Below are 16,061 nucleotides of genomic sequence, written 5' to 3'. Positions count from 1 at the left end.
GGTGGCCGCCGTCGTCGCGGAAAACCTTCATAAATCGTATTCGGACCGTCGGGGCCGTCGAGCAGTGCTCGACGGCGTTTCGTTTTCTGTGGCCGAAGGACGGACGCTGGTCGTGTTGGGCCCCTCGGGAGCGGGGAAAAGCACGTTGCTGCGCCTGCTCGCCGGCCTCGAATCGCTCGATTCGGGGAGCATCATGCTGGGCGGACGCGAGATCGCCGATGTGCCCGCCGAACGGCGCGGTGTGGCCCTCGTCTTTCAAGACGACGCGCTCTTCCCGCATCTGACGATCTTCGAGAATCTGGCGTTCTCGATGCGGTTGCGCCGTGCGGGCGAATCGCAGATCGAGCGACGCGTGCGCGAAGTCGCCGATGCGTTGGCGATCTCGGCGCACCTGCGCGAACGCCCGGCCCGCCTCTCGGGCGGCGAGCGGCAGCGCGCCTCGATCGCGCGCGCGATTCTGAGCGATCCGCAAGTTCTCGCGCTCGACGAACCCCTCGCGCATCTCGATCCCGAGTTGCGAGCGCACGTCCGCTCGCAGTTCGTCGGGTTTCGCGCGCGGTTTTCAGGGCCGGCCATTTACGTCACGCACGACCACGTTGAAGCGTTTGCCGTCGCCGACGAACTCGCAATCCTTATCGACGGACGTATCGTGCAGTGCGGGCAGCCGCAGGCGCTCTACGATTCGCCCGTCGATCTGCGAGTTGCCAGGTTTTTCGGAACGCCGCAGATGAATCTGTTGCAAGACACGATGGAAACGATTGGAATACGACCCGAGCACGTCGTCCTGCGCGACGATGGTGCGGTGCGAGGAGAAGTCGCGGGGTACGAGCGGGGCGGCTCGGATTGGTACGTGCGGGTATCGACGCCGCGCGGCGACGTGCTCGCGCGTATGCCGCAAACGTGGCACGATCGCCCCGCACTCGGGGCGCCGCTCGCGATGGAATTTCCGACCGCGCACGTGCGCAGGTTCGATAACTCTACTGGGAAAGCGAGACGATGACCGACGATATCCGCCGCATGGCGGCGGGCGTACTTTGTACCGGGTTCGACGGCGTCACAATCGACGCCGCGTTCGAAGCACAGCTGCGAGCGACGCCGGTGGCCGGGCTGATTCTCTTTGGCCGCAACGTCGAATCGCTCGCGCAGACGCGCGCGCTGACCGATCGCATTCGCGAGATACTCGGCGATGCGGAACATCCGCCGATCGTTGCGATCGATCAAGAAGGCGGCCGCGTCGCGCGTTTGCGCGACCGCGTGGAAGAGATTCCGTCGATGATGGCGGTCGGCGCTACGCGGGATGCGGCGCTTGCCCGCCGGGCCGGCGAAGCGCTCGCCTTCGATCTGCGACGCGCGGGCGTCAATCTCGATTTCGCGCCGGTGCTCGATTTGGCGCTGCAGAGCGCGAACACCGCGATCGGTGCGCGTGCGTTTAGCGACGACCCGGCGCTGGTCATCGAACTTGCCGGCGCGGCCGCTCGCGGGATGCGCGGTGCCGGTATCGCGACGACCTACAAACACTTTCCCGGACACGGTTCGACCGCGGAGGATTCGCATCTCGGGCTCCCGGCGATCGACGAGACGCTCGAGACCTTACGCGCGCGCGATCTGCTGCCGTTCAAAGCCTTGCTGCCCGAAGCGCAGTCGGTGATGACGGCACATATCGTTTTCCGCGCTCTCGATCCGGATCGGCCCGCCACGCTTTCGCCGCGCATTCTCACCGGTTTGCTGCGTGACGAGATCGGCTTCAAGGGCGTCTGTTTTACCGACTGCATGCAGATGGACGCGATCGCAAAGACCGTCGGCACCGCTCGCGGTGCCGTGCTCGCGCTGATCGCCGGCGCCGATTGTGCGTTGATCTCGCACAGCATTACCACCGCCGGGGAAGCTGTCGAACTCATCGCCGCAGCGGTGGAAGATGAAAGCTTGCCCGAAGCGCGTCTGCGAGAAGCGCACGATCGCGTGATGCGTTTCCGGCGTTCGCTCGCGTCTCCCGTACCGCTCGACGCGGCGCCGCCGGCCGCGGGCGTAGGTCGCGAGATTGGCCAGGCCGCCGTTACCTGTTTGCGCGGCGAGGCTCGGGCCGCGGCCGCACAAAGCATCGTCGTAAGTTTTGAAGGCACGACGACCGAGGGGGTCGTCGGAACGCATAGCGAGCACGCCTCGCTCGCATTGCATGCGACCGATCTCGAGGAATTGCGCGCGGCGCTCGAACCGCCGGTTTCACAGATCGACGAACTGCTCGCGCGACTCGCGCAGACGCGGCGTCGGCCCGTCGTGCTGATGCGTCGCGCGCACCTCTATCCGGAGCAGGCTCGCGCCATCGATCGGATTCTGGCGCAATATCCCGAGGCGCTGCTCGTATCGGCCCGCGAGCCGTACGATGCGTTTGAGTTTCCGCAGGCCCGTACGGTCGTCTGCACGTATGGCGACGACGCTCCGAGCATTGCCGGCCTCGCCGACGTGCTCTTTGGTGACGTGCCGGCTCGGGGCCGGCTCCCGATCGCCGCACCCGCGCTCGTCGAAGGATGACGCGCACGGCTATTGCCCCGGAGTTCGCTGCGGTGGAGGCGTTGCTGCAGGATGCCTGCGGCACGCAATTCACGGCGGCGGTCGCGCGCGTCGAGCGCGGCGGCCGACCCGTCTTCGAACGCGCGTACGGCCGTACGCGCGACGACGCGTTCGGCGAGCCGATCTACGTCGATACCTCTTTCGATCTTGCGTCGATTACCAAGATCTTCGTCTCGACGCTCGCGCTCGCGCTGGTTGCCGACGGCGTGCTCGACCTCGACGAGCCGCTTGGAAAGCGGATTCCCGAATGGGCCGGCAACGAGCACGCTTCCATTAGCTTGCGCATGTTGCTCGCGCACGATGCCGGCATGAACTCCGGCGCCGACTATCGCCAACTGCTCGGACACGACGTCGTTGCCTACACGCTCGAACGCGAACTCGTCGCGCCGCCGGGCGAGCGCGTTATCTACAGCGATCTCGGCTTCATCGCGCTCGGCGAACTGTTGACGCGAGCGACGGGACGCGCGTTGCCGGCGTTGCTTCGCGATCGCATGCCCGCGCTCGATGCGATCTTTCGACCCGCCGCAACGCAGCGGCCGGCGATCCCGGCTACCGAAGATGACGGCTGGCGCGGACGCGTGCAGGGCGAAGTACACGACGAAAAGGCCTATCTCATGGGCGGCGTCGCCGGTCACGCCGGCATCTTTGGAACGGCCGCCGACGTTGCGCGGCTCACCGAACACTATCTCGGGCCGCTCTGCGGACGCGCGCCGGGCTTCCTTCCCGAATCGCTCGTGCGCGAGGCGACTCGCGAGATCGCGTTCGATCCGATTTTGCGCCGCGGACTCGGATGGGCGCTCAAGACGAGCGACGAGAACTCGTGCGGCCGCACGCTCTCGGCGCAGACGTTCGGGCACACGGGATTCGTCGGAACGTGCGTGTGGGCGGATCCGGCGCGCGATATTTCGGGCGTACTGCTGACGAACAGCGTCTATTTCGGCCGTCGCGACACGCGCGATCTGCGCGCCGCCTTCTACGACGCCATCGCCGCCGCATGATCGCCGTCGGGCTGATGAGCGGTACGTCGCTCGACGGTATCGACGCCGCACTCTGCCGAATCGTTCCGCACGGCGCCGGATACGACGTCGAGCTTCTCGATTTCACGACGACGCCGTTTTCAGCCGATCTGCGCGCGGAACTGACGGCCGCGCTCCCGCCGAATACGGGTTCGGTGGAGGATGTCGCCGCGCTGCACCGCCGGCTCGGTGAGGCGTTCGCGCACGCCGCGCAAACGCTTCTGCGGGGGCGGCACGTCGACTACGTCGCTTCGCACGGTCAGACACTCTGGCACGACGGCGATCGGCACTTCACGCTGCAGGTCGCGGACCCGTTCGCGATTCGCGAAACGCTGGGCGTGACGGTCTGCTTCGATTTTCGCAGCGCCGACGTGGCCGCCGGCGGGCACGGCGCGCCGCTCGTGCCCTATGTCGATGCGCTACTGCTCGCGAGCGGCGTTGAAGATCGCGTCGCCGTTAATATCGGCGGCATCGCGAATCTTACGGTCTTGCGTCGCGGCGTCGCACCGCCCGAGGTGATCGCCTTCGATAGCGGGCCGGGAAATATGCTGATCGACGCGTTCGTGCGCGAGCGCACCGACGGAACCCACGCGTACGACGCCGGCGGCGCGCTAGCCGCGGCCGGCGTTGCCGACCGAACCGCTCTTGCGGCGATGCTCGACGATGCGTACTTCGCGCAGGCTCCGCCGAAAACGACCGGCCGGGAGCGCTTCGGAGCGCAGTTTCTCGCCGCTCACGCCCGCGCGTTGGATGCGCTTTCGCTCGAGGACGGCGCCGCGACGCTGACCGCGCTCACGGCGGCGACGCTGGCGGATGCGATTCGAACGCACGCGCCGCCGGGCGCCCGCGTTCTCATCAGCGGCGGCGGCGCGCGCAATGCGGCGATCCTGCGCGGGCTGGCAGAACGGCTTACGGGCTTCGTTGTCGAACCATCGACGGCAATGCTCGACCCGGATGCCAAAGAAGCGATCGCGTTCGCGATTCTCGGCTACGAAACGCTGCGCGAACGCGCGGCCAACGTTCCGCGCGTCACCGGCGCCGCGCGCACCGTGCCGCTCGGAGCGATCGCGCCGCACAACCTGCGCGCCCTTCTCGAAACGCTGGAGGCCGAATGCCGACGGTAACGATCGGCGTCGACGCCGGGGGAACCTCGACGATCGCCGCGATCGCGCGCGATGGTAAACTGCAGCGAACGCACGAGGGAGCCGCGGCCAATGCGAGTTCGCGCGGCGTCGAACCCGCGAGCGAGACGATCGTGCAGACGATCCTCGCCGTCCTCGACGGCGCGATGCCCGATGCAATCGTCGTGGGCGCCGCCGGAGCCGGCCGTTCGGGCGTCGCGTCGGCGATCGAGGGGACAATTCGCGCGCGGTTCGCGCCGGCGCGCGTGCTCGTGCGCGACGACGCGTTCATCGCGCTGCGCGCGGTCGTGCCGGCCGGTGACGGCGCGGTCGTAATTGCCGGAACCGGCTCGATCGCGTATGCGGAGCGCGACAATCGCGCGTATCGCAGCGGCGGCTTCGGCTACCTGGCGGGCGACGAAGGTTCGGGCTTTGCAATCGGACAGGCGGCCCTCAAAACGCTCGTACGCGCGTTCGACGGGCGCGCGCCGCAGGATGCATTCGTGCAGGCACTCGCGGCCGAGCTCGATGTGGCCGACGCCATTGCCGCGATCGATCGGATCTACGGCTCGCCGAACCCGGTCACGCGCATCGCCGCCCTCGCGCCAATCGTGCTGGAATCCGCCAACGCGGGCGAGCGCGCCGCGACCAAGATCTTACAGGTGGCCGCGCTCGATCTCGCGGAGTTACTCAAAGCCGTGATTCGCAAAGCGGGTTTCGACGCGCCGAGCGTGCCGATCGTCTTTGCCGGAGGCCTTTTGCGGCGCAACAGTATGCTCACGTACCTGCTGGAGACCCGTTTGCAGAACGAATTCCCACACATGCCGATCCGCAAAGAAGCGGTGGAACCCTACGCTGGCGCACTCGCCGCGGCCGAACGACTGGCGAGCGAGTGATGCACGACGGCCTGCCGCAGACCGAAGCGGTCAATCCGCGAACCAGCGGACTCGATGCGCTGCAAACCGCCGACTTGGTTCACGTGCTGGCCGACGAACATCGCGCCGCCGTCGATGCGGTCGTCGCGCAGAGCGCCGCGATCGCCCGAGCGGTTGACGAGATCGCGCCGCGTCTGCGCGCCGGCGGTCACCTGCACTACGTCGGCGCGGGAACGAGCGGGCGGCTCGGTTTCTTGGATGCATCCGAGATGCCGCCGACCTTCGGGACCGATCCGCGACTCGTGTGCGGGCATATCGCCGGCGATCTGCCGGCGCTCACGCGGGCGGCGGAAGGGGCTGAGGACGACGGCGAAGCCGGCGTGCGCGCGATGCGCGGGCACGTGCTGCCGGGCGATGCCGTGGTGGGTATCTCGGCGAGCGGCGGTGCGCCGTACGTGGTGCGCGCGATCGCCGAAGCACGTTCGATCGGCGCGTGGACGCTCGGGGTAGCCAACTCCGCCGGCGCACCGCTGCTCGCGGCAGCCGATCTGGGCATCGCGTTGTTGACCGGCGCCGAGCCGCTGACCGGATCGACGCGCCTCAAAGCCGGCACGTCGCAGAAAGTACTGCTCAACACGCTTTCGACCGCGACGATGGTTCGCTTGGGGAAAGTCTACGACAACTTGATGGTCGACGTCGTCGCGACCAATCACAAGCTGCGCCAGCGGGCGCGACGTTTGGTCGAACGGATCGCGCATGTGGATCCCGAGCGCGCGCAAGCGTTGCTCGACGCGGCCGACGGTCGCGTGAAGATCGCGGTCGTTATGGCGAGCCACGGCGTCGACGCGCCGGCGGCGCGTGCGGTGCTCGACGCGCACGGCGGGGATTTGCGCGCGAGCCTGTGAGCCTCGCAGTCGGCGGTCTGCTCGCCCTGCTCGCTCTGCTCTTTCTTCGCCGCCGGGTCGATCCGCCGATCGATCTTACGAGCCGCTGGCTCTTACGATGGTTTCCGCTCTTTTTCGTGCCGGCGGGTGTCGGCGTCATCCGATACCTCGCGTTGATTCGCGTATATTGGCTGGGACTCGCCGTCGCGCTGGTGCTCTCCGTCGCGCTCGCAATTCTCGTAACCGCGCTCGTCGGAGGCGCGATCGCGCGCGTGCAAGAGCGGACGTAATGCTCGATATACTCGATATGATCGTAGGCTGCGCGGTAACGATCGGCGTTTACCTGCTCATGGAGCGGCTCTCGCGCGCGGGTCGAGACCATCCGCTGCTCAATCCGGTCTTAACCTCGATGCTCCTTATCGGTGCCGCGCTCTACGCGCTGCATATTCCGTACGAGCGTTACGCGGCGGCTGCGTGGCCAATCTCGTTTCTTTTGACTCCCGCGACGATCGCGCTCGCGGTTCCGCTCTTTCGTAACGCCGCTATCATACGCCGGTCCGCACTTCCGCTGGGCGTCGCGCTGCTCTGCGGCTCCGCCACGGCCGTGCTTACCGCCGTGCTCTGTGCGCACGTTTTCGGACTGCCCGACGTGGTGTTGCGATCGCTCGCTCCGAAGTCGGTGACGACGCCAGTCGCCATGATCGTGAGCGCGCAGATCGGCGGTTCGCCGACGCTTACGGCCGCGTTCGCGATCGTGAGCGGCGTGATCGGAGCGATGTTCGCGCCGATGATTCTCGGTGCGAAGCACGATCGGCGTTTTCGCGGATTCGGCATCGGCATCGCCTCGCACGGAATCGGGACGGCGCGCGCGCTTGCGATCGACGTGCTCGCCGGAACGTTTTCGGGCCTCGCTTTGGGACTCAACGCAATCGCAACGGCGCTCCTCTTGCCGCCCGTGTTTCATCTGCTGTTGGCCTGGTTCTCGCGCTAGCATCCGTTTGAAAGGTGGGGGTTCTCGGGTAGAATCCGTGCGGAGGATTCGCTTATGCGCTATGTATTCGGCATTGTTCTCAGCACCGCGGTAGTGCTCGGCTCGTTCCTACCCGCCGCGGCGGTTCCGCCGGGCGGAAAATACAAGCAATGCCACGGTTGGATCGATCACGTGTCGCTCGAGAACGTTCGCGTGCATTGCACGGACGGCGTTCCGGCCGACGTGTCGTTTCTTTCGTGGCCGAAATTCGTCGATCTCGAAGACGGCACGACGGTTCAAACCAAAGACCTTAAACCCGGAGCGCGCGTTCACGTGATCTACACGCAATCGCTCGGCGTGCGCCACGCCGCCAAGGTCTTCGTTTACGGACATCACGGCCGGGCGCTCTACTACACCAAGAACTAAGATCTCCCCGTAATTCGAGACAGGCAGTCTAAAGCGTCGGTATGGGCGAAAAAGCGCCGTAATGAAAATTGCGGCGCTTTTGCTTGCTCTGCTCCCGATTGCATTCGTGCCCCTCGACGATCGGCCGGTCACGCGGCAACTGCCCGTGCTCTTGGGCGCGATCGCCGGGCGAGCGGTGTCGACGCCGCCGCGTGCCGATCTGGGGAACTATCTTACGCCTGGGAATCCCGAAGCGATCATCGCGTGGCTCAACGGCCCGGCGGGGCAGCACGCCGGCGACTTCGTCGTTTCGACCGACATGCTCGCCTACGGCGGCCTGGTCGCCTCGCGCATTCCCGGCGTTACCTATGCCGATGCGTACTCGCGATTGCGCGAACTCGCGCATTTGCGTGCCGAACATCCCAAGGCGTGGCTCGGTGCGTTCGGCACGGTGATGCGCTTGGCTCCGACCGGCGTTCCGGCGCTCGGCCCGGCGAAAGATTTCTTCGCTGCGTACCCGGCGTGGAAATATCTCCAGGAGTATGCGAACCTGCACGATCCGCCGCTCCCGAGTGAAGCGGCGCGGGCGCAAGAACTGCGGCAGTTGATCGGCGAGCCGATACTGCAAGCCTACCTCGACACGCGCACACGAAATCTCGAGGTCGATTTGAAGATTCTGCAACTCACTTCGAACGGACCGATCGATCGTACCGTGCTCGGCCAGGACGACGCCGGCCCGGTCGGCTTGCATCTCAAAGACGTGCGCGCATTGAAAGCCGAAGTCGCGCAGCTCGGGATCGCCGATCGCGTTGCGATCGAACCCGGCGCCGACGAACTCGGAATGGCGATGATCGCGCAGGCCTTAGATCGCGGCATCGCATGGACGCCGCACGTTGCCGTGCGATACTCGATGCCCGACGGCGCCGCGTTCAACGATCCACTCGAATTCGCCCCGATCGAAACGGCGATCGACGGGCTAATCGGACTTTGCGGCGGCGTGCGCGACGACACGGCGCCCGACCTTACGCTCTACGTTCGCGTGCCCAAGACCGACCCGGCACACGACGCCTCGCTTCTTGCATCGATGCAGGGCGACGTTTCCGCGGGCAAATCGGTGGCGCTCGCCGACCTTACGTTCCTGGAGGGCAGCTTCGTTCACCAATCGGAGTTCGTTCAATCGATGATGCAAGCCGGCATTGCGGGGAAGATCGACGCGTATTCGTCGTGGAATACCAACGCCAACACGGTGGGTACCGCGCTCGCCGAAGCGATCGCCGCCGGCGTGGGCCGCCGCTCGCACCGCTACAACGCGATCGCGCACGCCGATTTCACCTTCGACCGTTACATGGACGACTATCTCTTTCACGACTACGTTCGCCCCGACCTCAACGCAACGCTAACGGCTCAAGGCATTACGGATCACACGTATCTGTTGCCCGATCAAGCCACGCCGATCACCGAACGAAATAACGCCGAACTCTGGAACCGCGCCGTCGATATCCTCGGCCAAATCTATCCGGGCTATCACATCGCCGACATGCGCATCACCCTCCCATGGGACCGCACCTTCGAAACCGAAATCGAAGTCCGCCTCGCCCCAGGTTTGCCGGCGCGCTAACACCGAGCGACCTGCTAGCGCCCGTGCTTCGACAGGCTCAGCATGACAAAAACGCGCTGTCGGCTCACATGACAAAACGCACCGCCAGCTCAACATAACAAAACGCACCGTCAGCTCAAAATAATAGGGCATGGTCCGACCCTTGTCATCCTGAGCTTGTCGAAGGGCGCCTGTTACGCGCTTTGCCGACCGCGCATTAACGTACGAGTTGTGAGGCGAGGACGAAGTGGATGCCTTCGGCTTGCATCTTGGGGTACATAACGCGGAGGGCTTCGAGGGTCGTGGGGCGCGGGTGGCCGATGGCGATGGCCGAGCCGTTAGCCTTTGCTACGGCGACGGCGCGGGCGAGCATCGACTCGCTGTAGGCCACATCGTCTTGGTTGTCGAGAAAGACGTCGCGAGCGGCGGTCGGTACGCCGTCGGTCTGTGCGGTTTGTTTGGCGACCGATTTCGCCGAGGTCATCGAGTCGATGAAGAAGAGGCCGTGCGCTTTGACCACGCCCATCACGTCGTTCATCACGCGTGGATCGGCGCTTGCTTCGCTGCCTTCGTGATTGTTCACGCCGGTTGCCAGCGGAACTTGCGCGACGTCGTTCTCGGTCTGCGCGACGATGGCGGCATCGCCCATCGCCGTCTTGATCTCGCCCGGTCCCGGATTGATATGCGAAATCGGTTCCATCGGAAGATGCAGCATCACCCCTTTGCCGGCGGCTTGCGCTTCGTTCGCAATGAGGGTTCCGTATCGCACGTGGGGCAGCACCGACATCGTGAGCGGAATCGGCAGCGCGATGTAGCCGCGTTCGGTATCGAGCCACTGGCCGCAATCGTCAACGATGATGGCGACGACCGGCGCGTTTCCCGTGTAGGCGGGTGCCTGCGTGGCGCGCGGTGCGAGCGTGAGGGCGGGGGCGGGCGTCGCGCTCGACTCGGCCGATGGCGAAGCCTCCGGCGTTGCGGTCGCTTCAACGGTGGACGCGGGTGTAGCGATCGGCGCGGCGGTCGTCTGCGCCACAGTCGTGCCGCGCGTGCGATGGTTGGGCGCGTGGCGGGGGAGCAGCGCCCAAATCACGAGCGCCGCGATAAGCAGAAGAAACAACACGGGCAAGGGCTTGAGGCGGCCGGCGCCGCGGCGTCTACGTTTGCGAGCCATGGACTCCTACGGTCACGCGGTGGGTGTTGCGGTAGCGGGTTGGCAGAGTTCGACGAGCACGCCCAGCGTGCTCTTGGGATGGAGAAACGCGATGCGATTTCCGTGAGCGCCCGCACGCGGATGTTCGTCGAGTAAACGTACGCCGGCGGCTTTTAGTCGCGCGAGTTCGCCGACGAGGTCGTCTACGCGATACGCCGTATGGTGAAGCTTCGTCGCGGCGTCGCCGCGATAGCGCGCGATCGGCGAGGTCTCATCGAGCGGCCGCAGCAGTTCGATGACGCTTTCACCGGCCCTCAGACCGACCGCCTCGACGCCTTGATCGGCGACGATCTCGCGATAGATCTGTTCGAAGCCGAGGGTTTGCGTGTAGAGCTCGATCGTTGCGTCGAGATCGCGCACGACGATGGCGATGTGGTCGATCCGCACTTAGGCTACGATCTCTCGCGCGCGATAGACGCCGAAGACGTCGCGTAAAACATTGCAGACCTCGCCGAGCGTCGCGCCGGCGTCGACGGCGTCGACGAATCGCGGCATCAGGTTCTCAGTGCCCGCTGCGGCGGCGCGAACCGCCGCCAGCCTTTCCTCGACCAGCGCCGCATCGCGGTGCGCGCGAAACGCCTGCAGGCGAGCGCTCTGATCGCGTTCGACGGCTTCGCCGATCCGCTGCAGCGGGATGCGAACGCTTTTGCCGCTCTCGGCAAAGCGATTGACCGCCACCACCACCGCCTCGCCGCTTTCGATGGCTTGCTGCGCGCGGTACGCCGAATCGGCGATGCGCGTCTGCATCCAGCCGCTCTCGATCGCGGCGACGGCGCCGCCCAAGGCGTCGACTTCGGCGATGAGCGCTTGCGCGCGCGCGATCAAATCGTTGGTCAGGCTCTCCACATAGTACGATCCGGCGAGCGGATCGACGACGTCGGCGACGCCGCTCTCGTAAGCGATGATCTGCTGCGTGCGCAGTGCGAGCTTCGCCGATTCGGCCGTGGGCAGCGCGAGCGCCTCGTCCTTGCCGTTGGTATGCAGCGACTGCGTGCCGCCGAGAACGGCCGCGAGTGCCTGCAGCGTCACGCGCACGACGTTGTTCTCCGGCTCCTGCGCGGTCAGCGTCGAGCCGGCCGTCTGGGCATGTGCGCGCAGCATCTGCGAACGCGGGTCGAGGCAGCCGAATTCGTCGCGCGTGATGTGCGCCCAGAGATAGCGGGCGGCGCGAAACTTTGCCACTTCTTCAAAGAAATCGTTGTGAGCGTTCCAAAAGAACGAAAGCCGTGGCGCGATGGTGTCGGGATCGATGCCGGCGTCTCGGGCGGCGCGCAGATAGGCTTTGCCGTTCGAAAGCGTGAACGCGATCTCTTCGAGCGCGGTCGAGCCGGCCTCGCGAATGTGATAGCCGGAGATCGAGATCGTGTTCCACTGCGGAACTTCCCGGGCGCAGTAGGCCATGACGTCGGTGACCAGGCGCATGGACGGCGCGGGCGGATAAATATACGTGCCGCGCGCGACGTACTCTTTGAGCACGTCGTTCTGAATGGTGCCGCCGAGTTTCTCGAAGGCGATGCCGCGACGCCGGGCGACGGCGAGCACCATCGCGAGCACGATCGCGGCCGGCGCGTTGATCGTCATCGAAACGGTAACTTCATCGAGGGGAATTCCGTCGAAAAGCGTCTCCACATCGGCAACGCTGTCGATCGCGACGCCCACTTTGCCGACTTCGCCGCGCGCCTGCGGCGCGTCGGAATCGTAGCCGAGTTGGGTCGGCAGATCGAATGCGACCGAAAGGCCGGTCGTACCGTGCTCGAGTAAGTAGCGGTAGCGAGCGTTCGATTCCGCCGCCGTGGCGAATCCCGCGTACTGACGCATCGTCCACAAACGGCCGCGATACATATCCTTGCGCACGCCGCGCGCGAACGGAAAGGTTCCGGGCGTACCGAGATCGTGCGGCTCGTCGCCGATGCGGTCGTAGACCGGTCGCAGCGGGATGCCGGAATCGTTGAGGTCGCGGGCCATGTCGGAAACGGTATTCGCCTTCAGCTGCCGCGAACGCTCTACTCGATCGTCACGAGCGTGCTCGCCGCTTCGACCGTCTCGCCTTTTTGAGCGTGAATCTTCGTTGCCGTGCCCGCACGGTGCGCGCGAATCTCGTTCATCATTTTCATCGCCTCGACGATGGCCACGACCTGACCCTCGACGACCGCATCGCCGGCGTTGACCGGCACCTCCACGACCACGCCGTGCATCGGCGATCGCACGTCGTTGCCGCTCGCGGCCGCATTGCGTTTGGCCGAGGCGGTACGCGGCGCGACTTTCCCCGCCCCGCGCGAAGCCTGCACGGGCCGATCGAGCACGCGAACGCGGTAGAGTTTGTCGTTGATCTCGACGCGCACGATCTCATCGCTCGCGGCGACGTTTGGCGCCGCCCCGGTTTGCGCGAGGCCCTGCGCAGCGGACGCGTTTGCGCCACCGGCAAATCGCTCGGCGGCGAACGCTTCGAGCGTTGCGGTTCCGTAGCTTGCATCGCGCACCGCAGGCTCATCGCAGAGCGCGCGCAGGAGTGGGAGCGTGGTCGGCACGCCCGCGATTGCGTACTCGTCGATGGCGCGGCGAAATCGTGCGATGGCCTCGGGGCGCGTCGGCGCCCAGACCACGAGCTTGGCGATCATCGAGTCGTAGTCCGGTGAGATCGTGCAGCCGGCATAGGCGGCGGAATCGACTCGCACGCCGAGACCCGCCGGTTCGCGATACGCGGTAATCGTACCGGGCGCGGGGCGGAAATTCTGCGCGGGGTCTTCCGCGTTGACCCGTCCCTCGATCGCGTGGCCGCGGAAAACGATCGCGTCCTGCGCGTAGCCGAGCGGCTCGCCTGCGGCGACCCTGATTTGCTCGCGAATCAGATCGATTCCGGCGATCATCTCGGTGACCGTGTGCTCCACTTGAATGCGCGTGTTCATCTCGAGAAAGAAGAAATCGTCGCCGGAGACCAGACATTCGATCGTTCCGACACTGTCGTAGTCGATCGCTCGCGCCGCGCGAATCCCGGCTTCGCGCATGCCGTCGCGCACGCGTTGCGAGATCGTTGCCGGCGCTTCTTCCCAGACCTTTTGATGGCGCCGCTGGAGCGAACAGTCGCGTTCGCCGACGTGGACCACGTTACCGTGCTTGTCGGCGAGCACCTGAAGCTCCACGTGCTTGGGATTGTCGAGATAGCGCTCGGCGTAGACCGTATCGTTCTTGAAATAGGCTTCGGCTTCGCGCCGTGCGGTGGTGAAGGCCGACTCCACTTCATCCATCGTGCGCGCGACTTTCAGGCCTTTGCCGCCGCCGCCACCCGAGGCCTTGAGCGCGAGCGGAAGGCCGAAGGTTTGCGCCGCGGCGCGGGCTCCGGCGGCATCGGCGATCGGTTCGGTTCCGCCGGGCACGACCGGAACGCCGGCCTTGACCATCGCCTGTCGCGCGCGCACTTTGTCGCCCATCGCGTCGATGGCATCGGGGTGCGGGCCGATCCACGCAAGTCCGTGCGCGAGCACGGCGCGCGCGAAGGCGGCGTTCTCGGCGAGAAAGCCGTAGCCCGGGTGGATAGCCTGCGCGCCCGAGCGGTCTGCAGCGTCGAGGAGTCGTTCGATGTTGAGATAACTCTGCGAAGGCGCTGCGGGGCCGAGCAAAAACGCTTCGCCGGCCATGCGAACGTGCGTCGCGTCGCGGTCGATCTCCGAGTACACGGCGACGGTCGCAACGTTCATCTCGTGCGCGGTCCGGATGATGCGCACGGCGATCTCGCCCCGGTTCGCGATCAGGATTTTATCGAACATTGCCCGTGATCCGTAACGTGCGAACCTCATCCAGATCGAGGTCGGGAAAACGATGCGCGAGCGTCCACGCCGGCGTGCGCGGCGTCTCCATGGGTTCTGATTCACGCGCGAGGAGCACGGCTAGAATCGCCGCAGCCTCGTCGTCGGTCGGTGACGCGCCTACGAAGCCGAGGGTCATGCCGACGGCGGGAACATGCCCATGGCATGGAATCCGGCATCGACGAAGTGCACGTCGGCGGTGATCGAAGAAGAGAGATCCGATGCGAGATAGACGGCGGTTTTGCCAACGTCGTCGGCGGTAACGTTGCGTCGCAGCGGCGCGGTTGCGCCGACGACGTCGAGCATTTTGGAGAGTCCGGCAACCTGGCGCGAACTCGCGGTCTTGATCGGTCCGGCGGAGATCGCGTTGACGCGAATGCCGCGATCGCCTAGATCGAACGCGAGGTAGCGCACGATCGATTCGAGCGCCGCCTTGGCGATGCCGGCCACGTTATAGTTCGGAACGATCGCCGTCGCACCCAGATAGGTAAGCGCCATGATCGAGGCGCCGTCGTTCAACCCTTCGCGCAATGCCTGCACGAGTGCGATCAGCGAGTACGACGAGATGTCGAGCGCGAGTTTGAATCCCTCGCGCGAGGTGTCGTACACGCGACCGCTGAGGTCTTCCTTATTTACGAAGGCGATCGAATGAACCAAGGCGTCGAGTTTTCCAAACGCCTGCAGGTCGCGCGCGAGCGTCCGGAGCGCTTCGTCCGACGTGACGTCGCATTCGAGGACCGGGCCGCCGCCGAGTTCGGCCGCGAGCTTTGCAACCTCGTCTTTAACGCGCTCCCCCTGATAGGTAAAGGCGAGCGACGCGCCGTGTTCGTGCAGCTGCCGGGCGATCCCGGTGGCGATGGACCAGCGATTGGCGACTCCCGTGATGAGGGCTCGCTTACCTTCTAAGAGTTTCACGCCTGCTAGATACCAGCGCGGCCTGCCGCGTCCTCTAGAGCGTTGCTTGAATGTAGGTGAACTTCGCCTCTTGGCAGGCGTTGATCGCCATGACGCCGGCCGGGACCACCATCGCTTCGGGGACGATGCCGCCGAGCAGGCGCGCGTAGACGGCATCGTCTTGCAGCTTCAACGCGCCCGCAATCTCGGAGGCCATCCCGGTCACCGCATTGTTGCAGACGAAGAACGACGCGCCGTGGCGCTTCGAGAGCGCTTGAACCGACGACTCGTCGCGCGCGGCGCTGCCGTAAAACGGATTGTCGCGATGTTTTGCGCGCCAAGCATCCTTACCGAGATCGCTCTGCGTGAGGAGTTTTGATGGCCAGATCAGCCCGTTCCACGTTGCGTGATCGAAGGCCATGACGATCGACGTGCCGTGATAGAGCACCGCCGCGGCATGCAGCGCACCCGATCCCTCGTTGAGCGTGACCTCGTAGGCGTAGATCGAGTTGTACATGTTGGCGAGCGCCGTCCCGCCCTCGAGTTTCGTGACGCCGAAACACTGGCGATGCTTCGCATCGCGCGCGAGGCGCGCTTCGAAACGCGCTCGGTCGAACGGATGGCCGCCGGCTGCCGCCGCCGCGGCGCCGGGCAGGGCTGCGGTCAGCGCGGTTGTGAGCAGAAAGGCCTTGCGGCTCGGCATAGCTTACGCTCCGGG

17 protein-coding genes are annotated in these 16,061 nt (G+C 65.7%); 10 read left to right on the top strand and 7 right to left on the bottom strand.

Annotation, left to right across the window (positions count from 1 at the left end; translation table 11 throughout):
• Nucleotide 1 precedes the first annotated feature (1 nt).
• From VIG32_09325 to VIG32_09280, 10 genes are all read left to right on the top strand, one after another.
• Nucleotides 2-1,000 (top strand): ABC transporter ATP-binding protein, encoded by a 999-nt coding sequence (locus VIG32_09325; protein ID HEY8298209.1) that lies wholly within the window; start codon nucleotides 2-4, stop codon nucleotides 998-1,000.
• On the top strand, nucleotides 997-2,529 hold the full coding sequence (gene nagZ, locus VIG32_09320) for a beta-N-acetylhexosaminidase (protein HEY8298208.1): 1,533 nt from the start codon (nucleotides 997-999) through the stop codon (nucleotides 2,527-2,529). Before VIG32_09325 ends, nagZ begins: the two co-directional genes overlap by 4 nt.
• The gene (locus tag VIG32_09315) at nucleotides 2,526-3,566 is read left to right on the top strand and encodes a serine hydrolase domain-containing protein (GenBank protein ID HEY8298207.1); all 1,041 of its coding nucleotides are present in this window, start codon (nucleotides 2,526-2,528) and stop codon (nucleotides 3,564-3,566) included. The genes nagZ and VIG32_09315 overlap by 4 nt, the downstream gene beginning before the upstream one ends.
• Nucleotides 3,563-4,708, top strand: coding sequence for an anhydro-N-acetylmuramic acid kinase (locus tag VIG32_09310; protein HEY8298206.1), 1,146 nt, complete (start codon nucleotides 3,563-3,565; stop codon nucleotides 4,706-4,708). Before VIG32_09315 ends, VIG32_09310 begins: the two co-directional genes overlap by 4 nt.
• Nucleotides 4,696-5,601 carry a BadF/BadG/BcrA/BcrD ATPase family protein gene (locus VIG32_09305; protein ID HEY8298205.1) on the top strand — a complete coding sequence of 302 codons (906 nt, stop codon included), beginning with the start codon at nucleotides 4,696-4,698 and terminating at the stop codon, nucleotides 5,599-5,601. Before VIG32_09310 ends, VIG32_09305 begins: the two co-directional genes overlap by 13 nt.
• Entirely contained in the window at nucleotides 5,601-6,485 is an 885-nt protein-coding gene (locus VIG32_09300) for an N-acetylmuramic acid 6-phosphate etherase (protein HEY8298204.1), read from the top strand. Before VIG32_09305 ends, VIG32_09300 begins: the two co-directional genes overlap by 1 nt.
• Nucleotides 6,482-6,754, top strand: a complete 273-nt coding sequence (locus VIG32_09295) for a CidA/LrgA family protein (GenBank protein ID HEY8298203.1) — start codon at nucleotides 6,482-6,484, stop codon at nucleotides 6,752-6,754. Before VIG32_09300 ends, VIG32_09295 begins: the two co-directional genes overlap by 4 nt.
• Nucleotides 6,754-7,455: an LrgB family protein gene (locus tag VIG32_09290; GenBank protein HEY8298202.1), complete on the top strand. Its 702-nt coding sequence runs from the start codon at nucleotides 6,754-6,756 to the stop codon at nucleotides 7,453-7,455. The genes VIG32_09295 and VIG32_09290 overlap by 1 nt, the downstream gene beginning before the upstream one ends.
• A 54-nt stretch (nucleotides 7,456-7,509) precedes the next feature.
• Nucleotides 7,510-7,860, top strand: coding sequence for a hypothetical protein (locus VIG32_09285; protein HEY8298201.1), 351 nt, complete (start codon nucleotides 7,510-7,512; stop codon nucleotides 7,858-7,860).
• A 61-nt stretch (nucleotides 7,861-7,921) separates the two neighbouring features.
• Entirely contained in the window at nucleotides 7,922-9,457 is a 1,536-nt protein-coding gene (locus VIG32_09280) for a DUF4127 family protein (GenBank protein ID HEY8298200.1), read from the top strand.
• Nucleotides 9,458-9,653: 196 nt separating this feature from the next.
• Here the strand turns inward: VIG32_09280 and VIG32_09275 are convergent, their stop codons facing one another.
• Genes VIG32_09275 through VIG32_09245 form a run of 7 tightly spaced genes read right to left on the bottom strand, consistent with a single transcriptional unit; the run spans nucleotide 9,654 to nucleotide 16,046 of the window.
• The gene (locus tag VIG32_09275; GenBank protein ID HEY8298199.1) at nucleotides 9,654-10,607 is read right to left on the bottom strand and encodes a divergent polysaccharide deacetylase family protein; all 954 of its coding nucleotides are present in this window, start codon (nucleotides 10,605-10,607) and stop codon (nucleotides 9,654-9,656) included.
• Nucleotides 10,608-10,619: 12 nt separating this feature from the next.
• Entirely contained in the window at nucleotides 10,620-11,033 is a 414-nt protein-coding gene (mce, locus tag VIG32_09270; GenBank protein HEY8298198.1) for a methylmalonyl-CoA epimerase, read from the bottom strand.
• Nucleotides 11,034-12,611, bottom strand: coding sequence for a methylmalonyl-CoA mutase family protein (locus VIG32_09265; GenBank protein HEY8298197.1), 1,578 nt, complete (start codon nucleotides 12,609-12,611; stop codon nucleotides 11,034-11,036).
• Between the two features lie 38 nt (nucleotides 12,612-12,649).
• Nucleotides 12,650-14,410 (bottom strand): acetyl-CoA carboxylase biotin carboxylase subunit, encoded by a 1,761-nt coding sequence (locus VIG32_09260; GenBank protein HEY8298196.1) that lies wholly within the window; start codon nucleotides 14,408-14,410, stop codon nucleotides 12,650-12,652.
• Entirely contained in the window at nucleotides 14,400-14,588 is a 189-nt protein-coding gene (locus tag VIG32_09255; GenBank protein ID HEY8298195.1) for a hypothetical protein, read from the bottom strand. The genes VIG32_09260 and VIG32_09255 overlap by 11 nt, the downstream gene beginning before the upstream one ends.
• A complete protein-coding gene (locus VIG32_09250; GenBank protein ID HEY8298194.1) occupies nucleotides 14,585-15,364 on the bottom strand; it encodes an enoyl-ACP reductase in 780 nt (259 codons plus the stop codon). The genes VIG32_09255 and VIG32_09250 overlap by 4 nt, the downstream gene beginning before the upstream one ends.
• A 34-nt stretch (nucleotides 15,365-15,398) precedes the next feature.
• On the bottom strand, nucleotides 15,399-16,046 hold the full coding sequence (locus VIG32_09245; protein ID HEY8298193.1) for a hypothetical protein: 648 nt from the start codon (nucleotides 16,044-16,046) through the stop codon (nucleotides 15,399-15,401).
• Nucleotides 16,047-16,061: the final 15 nt, after the last annotated feature.

The organism is Candidatus Baltobacteraceae bacterium, from assembly GCA_036559195.1.
In the GTDB taxonomy this organism is placed as follows: domain Bacteria; phylum Vulcanimicrobiota; class Vulcanimicrobiia; order Vulcanimicrobiales; family Vulcanimicrobiaceae; genus JALYTZ01.
This window is presented reverse-complemented; position numbering and strand designations above follow the sequence as displayed.